Raw genomic sequence first — 7,147 nt, 5'->3', positions numbered from 1 at the left:
CGACCGCTCTTTCTTATGCGACTATGCTAGCCCCACCCAGGTCGTAAAGTTGCTGTTCGCAAACGTATAGCCGGATGAAGTAAGGCTGGACGGCGGCGTAGCGCCTACCCCACTCCCGCCCGAGATATATCTTCCATTAGGCTGGTTGAGCCCAGGAGCGCTAAGGCCGATATTTGCCAACGAACCCGACTGGATCTGGCCGGAAATAAAGTTAGGGCTGGTGCTAAGACTCCCAATCCAGATCGCCACCAGTAACGTGCCGGCAGTCACCGCAGTCGAGCTTATACTCACCGCTTTTGGGCCGGACGACTGCCATGAGGTAGACTGATCGGATGACTGAACCAACAGGCTGTTTCCTTGGTAGAGAGCCACATAACTGTTAGTCAGGGTACTGCCGCCGGATGTCAAAAATACCGTAATAATACTAATATTGGCATTCTGCGGAATCTTGAGAGCCACGAACTGCATCTGTCCAGCAGTCAAAGTACGAGTCTGATTGCCCAAATTCGGATCATAGGCCCAAGCGACATATCCATGGTCAGGCGGCAGCCAAATGCCAGGACGGGCATGAACATGATCTTCACGGCTGGAAGTTGTGGCCGTACCGGCCGATGGTGTTCCGAGGGGTTGGGGTATCTCGGAGCCTACCGCTGCACCRCCGCCAGCGCCGGGAGCCGCCGCCCATTTAACGCCGCTAGGCTGCGTGGAGTCGGCCGTCAGCACATAGGCGTCAGTGCCCAGGCCTACCAGCGAGGCCGCTCCAGCAACGGTTCCCACTACAAGATCTCCCTTGGCGGTAGTGACGGGCAAGTTTGGCCCGCTTAGGGTACCTTGGGCGGCCAGAGCGCCTTGCACAGTCTTATTACCAAGAGTACGCGACGATACGGTGATGTTCCCAGTGCCACTGGTTGTGTATTCAGTATTCACGGCATCTATTTGATTATCGTCTAGCGTCAGGTTCAAGACACTTCCAGAGCTGACACTGACGAATACGCCCGTGCCGTTGCTCGCCGATACGCCGGCAACGGTGTTGCCGGTTACCACGGCACGGCAGCCCGAAACGCCACTGCCCACGGCCACCATAATGTGCCTGTATGTCGTTCCGGCCACCTCTTCTGAGCAAAAGATGTTGTTCCCCRATACTACCGACGCCCGGCTGGAAATTTGATCAATACGAATACCACAATAGAAACCGGTGGTCGCGGAGCGCCCATAGTCATCGACATAGTTCCCAATGATGCGGGTGGCGAACGCATTGGTCGCCCAAATACCGAACCACCCGTATCCGGCTCCGACGTAGACATGGTTTCCCTCGATTAGCCAACCGGCCGCACGGGTATTGTAAATCCCGTGCTTGCCGCACGAGTTGRCAATATTGCCTACCAAAAACCCGTCGGTCAATTTATTGCCAGCGTCATCAACGTGAAAGCCGTGGCCGTCGCAGGTGATAGCATGGTTATATTCGTAGCGGACTTCATTAGCCGTGTTACTGATAGATGTGCCGGCAGAGTTGCGGTCAGTGTGTCGGAATCCGTTACCAGTAGCGTTGATAACATACACGTTACRCACTACCGACTGATACGACATCAGAAGTAGGCCATCAGTATTGGCGCCAGAGTTATTGGTCTTGTTGCCGTCGATAGTAATGTTCTCAACGGTATGCATGGTTGAGGAAAACGTGTTATTGGCGGCCCAGCCGGCATCTACTAGAACAGCACGCATAGACGTCGCACCATTGGCTTGCTTGATAATAGTTTTACGGAAATGCGAACCGAGATAGCGACGTTCATCGCGAATACGAATTTCGCTCGACACCAGGTAAGTGCCGGGCGGAAAATAAATAGTACTGCCTGCTACTGAACCGTCGATCGCCGCCTGGATTGCGGCAGTGTCGTCGGTGGTTCCATTACCGGTTGCGCCAGCGCTCTGGACGTTCACGTAAGGGCTTGAGCCGCCAGTTGCGGCCGAGTTTGCCCATTTACTGGTGCTTGAGTTGTAGGTTAATACCTGATTGTTTGCGGGCGAACTAATTACCACATCACTCAGGCCATCCAGAGTAGATGAGCCGCCGACCACCGTTACTGCCGCTGCGCCGCTGCCGCTTGCCAGAACGCCATTGCCCGCCCCAGCTCCAACAAAACTATAGCCGTTAACTCTCACCGCGACTGCCGTGCTGTTGCTACTAACAACAGCGGTCGTAATGCTATTTTCTTGATTAACATGCACGTCACTGACATCAACATATACTGAACTGTACGAGGGATGCTTGGTTATTAGAACGGCCGCCGGTGCGCCGTAATTTGGTGCTACGCAGGCCAAGCCCTGTACACTTATGGATTGTTGGGCGTTTGTTAAGGCTAGAGCTGCCAGGCCAAAATTCTCTACGTATACGCTGGAGATAAATGTATTGTAGGCCGAGTGGGCCTGCACGCCATAATCGGTAGTACTGTAATAGGTATGAATGCCATCTATTTTCCAACCGGCACTGGCGCCAATGTAAACATGTCCGGTAACGTTGCTCCCCGAAAAGCCCTCCACGTTGCAGTCTATCAAGTGGCCGTCGGTCAGTTTGTTATTGTCGGGCTCGCCCAGCCAAAAACCATACTGCGTACAGCGCCGTGYGGTACAATTGGCAAAACGGTTTTCCACCAAGGTAGAACTCCCCGGTAAGGTTACGCTGTCACTATTTTGGACCGTAAGCTTAAATCCGATACCCACGACATCGGTTACCTCGACATTCTGAACATTACTAAAGTAGTCGCGCAAGACAATGYCGTGCGACGACACGCCACCGCCATCCAGGCGAAGCGAGTTGATTGAAGTACGGCCCTCTGGCCCGGCATCATTGGCGGAAAGGTGATTGTAGGAGGCAATGATTGTTTTGCCGCTGCCAGCTTGGTGTATAACGGAACCCGGCCCATCGCCGAACCATGTTGTTCTTGACCTTATATAGAGCGTGTCGGTAATCTTGTACGTGCCGGCAGGAAAATATACCGTACCGTAACTACCGGCCGCTGCGATACAAGCCTGAATAGCGACAGTGTCATCTGCAGTATCATTACCGGCTGCGCCATAATCGCGGACGTTGAAAGTAAGATTGGCCTTGACCGCCTTATCTACCAGCCCTGGAACCATTGGATTAGTGGCCGTTCCGCCCAAATCTCCAGCCAACTGCACTATCCCTTTCACGCTGGCCGTAGCATCGGGTATAGTCGCAGAAAATGCAGACGGTTTTAGCGTCCCATCAGCCTCATGACTGACACTCAGAAAGTCATTGAGGATACTTCCCCAAACGCCATTGTCTGAGCCTGGTTGTGGGAGTCGTGCCATGCTGTGCGAATCTCGTTAATGCTTATTTTAAGTGTAAGGCACAACGTGCTGCATTGCAATAGAATGCTGGCGCAGGCGAAATAGAATTCCTTCCGGACTACCCCCCACCCGCATCGCTACAATTTCTCCGGTGGGTCCGGTTTGGCCGTTTCGTCCGCCAGATCGTTGAGGCCGCTGCGAATCTCGCGGATCGACGTTCCCACACTCTTAGCGAGTTCCGGGAGCCTCTTACCGCCGAAGAGCAGCAAAGCGATAGTAAGTACGATAACTAGTTCCGTTGATCCAATTCCGGGCATGAAGAATTCCTTACATTTTAATCTTTAGTATAAACGTAATGCTAAATTTCGCAATACTATCTCCTCGGAGTGGTAACACGAGTCCTGAGGATTTATTCAGGTCGCCCATTCACATCCACTAGCAGGAACGCCCAACGGTTCTCGATACGGGCGACCCCTCCGATTAGTAAAAATCGCCCCACTCTGCCCCCGTTGATCGTCCTGGTCAAGTGGATTTGCGTGCTCATCGAGACCGGCGGGCAGGTGCTGGAGCTGCCATCTCCCGCTCCAACACCCACGAGAACRCCACCCCGCTCTTCGGGAAAACCCAACCGTCATAGCGCACGGATATGGTCGGCGGGGCATCCTTTGGACTCCGGGACACACGGGTCGGTTGGGAGCCGGCGATGAAGTCGAGCACGTTGACGTGCCGAATACCGCAGTCACCGTAGGCAAAATCGACATCAACACCTTTGCAGGGCGCGCCGAAGTCGAGGTAAAGCAGATGTCCGTGCTGTTGCACTAGCACGCGGTAGGTGTAGGCGATCTCGACCTCGGTTGCCGAGTCGCCAGCAGGGACACTAGTAGTCACAGTAAAGGACTGGCCGCCGGGGCGTTTGCTCCGGCGGATCGGCCGCGGCCGACCGTCGACGGTGAACTGAAGCAGCTCGAATGCGTCGGGCGACGCGGCGTCGATGTCCGCCGTCGGCTCGAAGTAGTACGCCTCGATTGACGTCGGATCGAGCAGAAGTTCGCGGTACTGGTCCATGTCCGAGACACAGGCGAAGCGGCGGGTCGTCTCGTTCGCCGCCACACGGTACTCGCGCCGGATGGTGGCAACGAACATGCTGCCCTCGCCGGCGGATGGTCCCTTGGTCCACGGCGTGAGGCTGACTGAGACCCGCATGTCGTGGCGGCGCTCGGTCGAGGCCGTCACCTGGTGGCGAAGATCGGCGTACAAATCGTCGGCCAACGCAGGGTCGCCGAGCTGGATGGACAGGGTGTTGCGGACGACCCGGTCAAGGGTCTCTGGCGATGCCACGTTCGTCAGGGCTTCAGGCGCGAAGGCGAAGCCGTCGATCACCGCGTCGCGGAAGGCCGGTGCTTCTTCCCGCAGGATACGGCGGAGGCGTTCGTTAGCCCGCTCGTCGGCGTCCCGTTCGTTGATGTACTCGAAGGCCACGACGATCAGACCGCTGCCGAAGAGGGTCGAGCCGAGTTCCGAGAAGGGCAGCCATGCCAGCCACGGTAGGGCCGCGATGACCTCTGTCTGCTGGCCGATGGCCAAGAAGGCAACGCCCAGAACCGTGAGGACCACGGCCAGGAGAGCCAGCTTGGTGCGGTAGAGGCGTTGCAGGGGACTCATAGTTACAAGATCAGTATAGCATGGACCGATCTTGCTCCGGAAACGCGAATGGCGCGGCGTCCCGGAAGCAGGTACACCGGGAACACCGCGCCACTCGGTGCAGTAGGGGCCAGCTCAGCCGCCGGTGCCCCCACCGCCCGCGCCGTCGCCACCGTGGGTCGCCATGGTCATCACCTCCCCAACATCACAAACCGAACCTCGAAACGATCAAGCCGTCACCGGTTGATCGGCCCCGGCCAGGTAGCCGGAACGACATCCATAATAAGACGTAAAGTCATGGGGCGCATATACATGGGATCTATGGTCTCTGGGCACAGAGGCGCTAGACGTATGGGGTTGGGGTCGTCATGGCGACCCCTCCCCTGTCAGTAGCCGCGCAGACGTTTGGCGAGCGTGTACGCGCCCGGCGGCACGAACTGGGCAAGAGCCAGGAGCAGCTGGCCGACGACTGCGGGCTGCACTGGACGTTCGTGGGGCAGGTGGAACGGGGCAAGCGGAACATCAGCTTGCACAACATCTTGAAGCTGGCCGAGGCGCTGAAGATCGATCCGGGCGAGCTGGTGCGGGGGTTGCGGGCGCCGTCTGCTTAAGTGCGACGAGGGCACCGGTCGGCCGAGCTTCGGCCTACGACCGATCGGTGCCCTTGCCAGCGCCCGGGTGCGGCTCAGTGCTCGCGGCCGAGGAGGATGTGCGGGTAGCCCCGGTTGATCGGCTCGCCCAGTGTCACCCCGAGGGAAGCGATGAACGCCTCCAGCTGGGCGGTAGCGTCTTCGACGTCCTCGGCGTCGCCCTTGAACTCGAACTCGACGAAGTGTCCGGCGCCGTCCACATGGTCGAAGACGACCTCGACCTCAGGCAGTTTCCACTCCTCGCGGGTCTTGTCGACGGTCACCAGCGGCGTGAAATCGAGTGCTTCCAGGAGCCGGCGGATGGCCTCGACGTCGTCGATCTTGGACTCGTACTCGTCAGCGTGCGTCTTGATGACGGCCTCGATCGGGTGCCAGCGCTTGAAGTTGATCGACGAGCCGCACGCCTCGGTCCTGATGCGCAGCCACTCCGACACCGCCGCGGGAGCCAGGAAGTCCCGGTGCGGGGCGTTGTAGTAGGCGTCGACCTGCCGGGTCGGTGCGCTGGGCTTGGCGCCGAGCCCTTCGAGCGCAGCCTTGAGGGCGGCCGGCTCGGGCAGCGCGAACTTCTTCTCGACCTCGATGTACTGCATGGGCGTCCTTCCGAATCAGGTAGTGGGTGGGTGAAGCGCCGCACGGACCTCGGCGATCTCCGCTAAGGAAAGCGGCTCGCCAAGGCATGTGACGTTGGCGCGGATCTGGGTGGCGTTCCGGAAGCCGACCAGCACGGCGGCGTCGGGCGCATGCTGGAGGGCGTAGCGCAGCGCCAAGCGGGCCAATTTCGCGGGGCTATCGCCGAACCTGGCACGCAGCGGCGCCAGCCGGGCGGCCAGCCGGCGCCGTGCTTCGGGGGTAAACGCCGGGTCCGCGGTGCGGTGGTCGCCGGGGCTGAAGGTCAGCGACGTATCGAGGCCGTGGCTGCCGAGCAACAGCCCTTGGCCAAGGACCTGCTTGATCAGAACCCCGACGCCGTGCCGCCGGGCGAAGATAAAGATGTCGGTGTCGTCGGCGGCGTACAGGGGGCTCAGCAGGTTGTACCGAACGGTAACGACGTCCGGCCGGATCGTCTCGAACAGGCGTAGCCACCGAGCGGTGGCGGCGACGTTCGGCCCGTCGCCGCTGGCCCACTGCTCGGCGAAGGCGTGGGGCGCACGCATCCCGATACCGCGGATCAGGCCCTGCTCGCGCAGCTCGTTCATCAGCTCGACCGCGCCGGCCAGGTAGCAGTCAGCTTCACCGAAGTCGGTGCTGTGGAAGAAGTAGCCGTCGAGGTAGCCGGTGCCAAGGTTGGCCAGCGTCGTATCGAACTGGTGGCGCATCTGCGCCGGCTCGTAGGGGTGGCGGCTGGTGCCCGCGAAGTAGCCGACCTTGCTGCACACCACCACCGAGGCCCGGTCGACAGTGCCGAGCAACCTACCGACCAGCCGTTCGGAACGGCCCAACCCGTAGACGTCGGCGGTGTCGAAGAGGCTGACGCCGAGTTCGTATGCCTGTATCAAGGCGTCGAACGCCGCCGCATCGTTGACGCCGTCCCAGCCGATCGGCACGCC

At 59.2% G+C, this 7,147-nt stretch carries 6 protein-coding genes; 1 reads left to right on the top strand and 5 read right to left on the bottom strand.

The window, feature by feature from the left end; all coding sequences use genetic code 11:
• Positions 1 to 21: 21 nt before the first annotated feature.
• The 3 genes from KBI5_RS23150 to KBI5_RS23140 all read right to left on the bottom strand — a co-directional run bounded on the left by KBI5_RS23150 (position 22) and on the right by KBI5_RS23140 (position 4,971).
• Positions 22 to 3,330, bottom strand: coding sequence for a glycosyl hydrolase family 28-related protein (locus KBI5_RS23150; RefSeq protein WP_133057133.1), 3,309 nt, complete (start codon positions 3,328 to 3,330; stop codon positions 22 to 24).
• Between the two features lie 116 nt (positions 3,331 to 3,446).
• Positions 3,447 to 3,626: a twin-arginine translocase TatA/TatE family subunit gene (locus KBI5_RS28905; protein WP_085016459.1), complete on the bottom strand. Its 180-nt coding sequence runs from the start codon at positions 3,624 to 3,626 to the stop codon at positions 3,447 to 3,449.
• Between the two features lie 223 nt (positions 3,627 to 3,849).
• A complete protein-coding gene (locus KBI5_RS23140; RefSeq protein WP_085016458.1) occupies positions 3,850 to 4,971 on the bottom strand; it encodes a hypothetical protein in 1,122 nt (373 codons plus the stop codon).
• 347 nt (positions 4,972 to 5,318) lie between these two features.
• On the opposite strand from KBI5_RS23140, the gene KBI5_RS23135 reads away from it, so the two are divergent.
• Positions 5,319 to 5,561 (top strand): helix-turn-helix transcriptional regulator, encoded by a 243-nt coding sequence (locus tag KBI5_RS23135; RefSeq protein WP_085016457.1) that lies wholly within the window; start codon positions 5,319 to 5,321, stop codon positions 5,559 to 5,561.
• A gap of 74 nt (positions 5,562 to 5,635) precedes the next feature.
• Here the strand turns inward: KBI5_RS23135 and cyaB are convergent, their stop codons facing one another.
• Positions 5,636 to 6,190, bottom strand: coding sequence for a class IV adenylate cyclase (gene cyaB, locus KBI5_RS23130; protein ID WP_085016456.1), 555 nt, complete (start codon positions 6,188 to 6,190; stop codon positions 5,636 to 5,638).
• 15 nt (positions 6,191 to 6,205) lie between these two features.
• A partial coding sequence (locus KBI5_RS23125; RefSeq protein WP_085016455.1) for an aldo/keto reductase occupies positions 6,206 to 7,147 on the bottom strand: 942 nt, incomplete at its 5' end.

The organism is Frankia sp. KB5 (genome assembly GCF_002099325.1).
GTDB lineage: Bacteria > Actinomycetota > Actinomycetes > Frankiales > Frankiaceae > Frankia > Frankia casuarinae.
The sequence above is the reverse complement of the archived record's forward strand: the minus strand, read 5'-3'. Positions and strand labels throughout refer to the sequence as shown.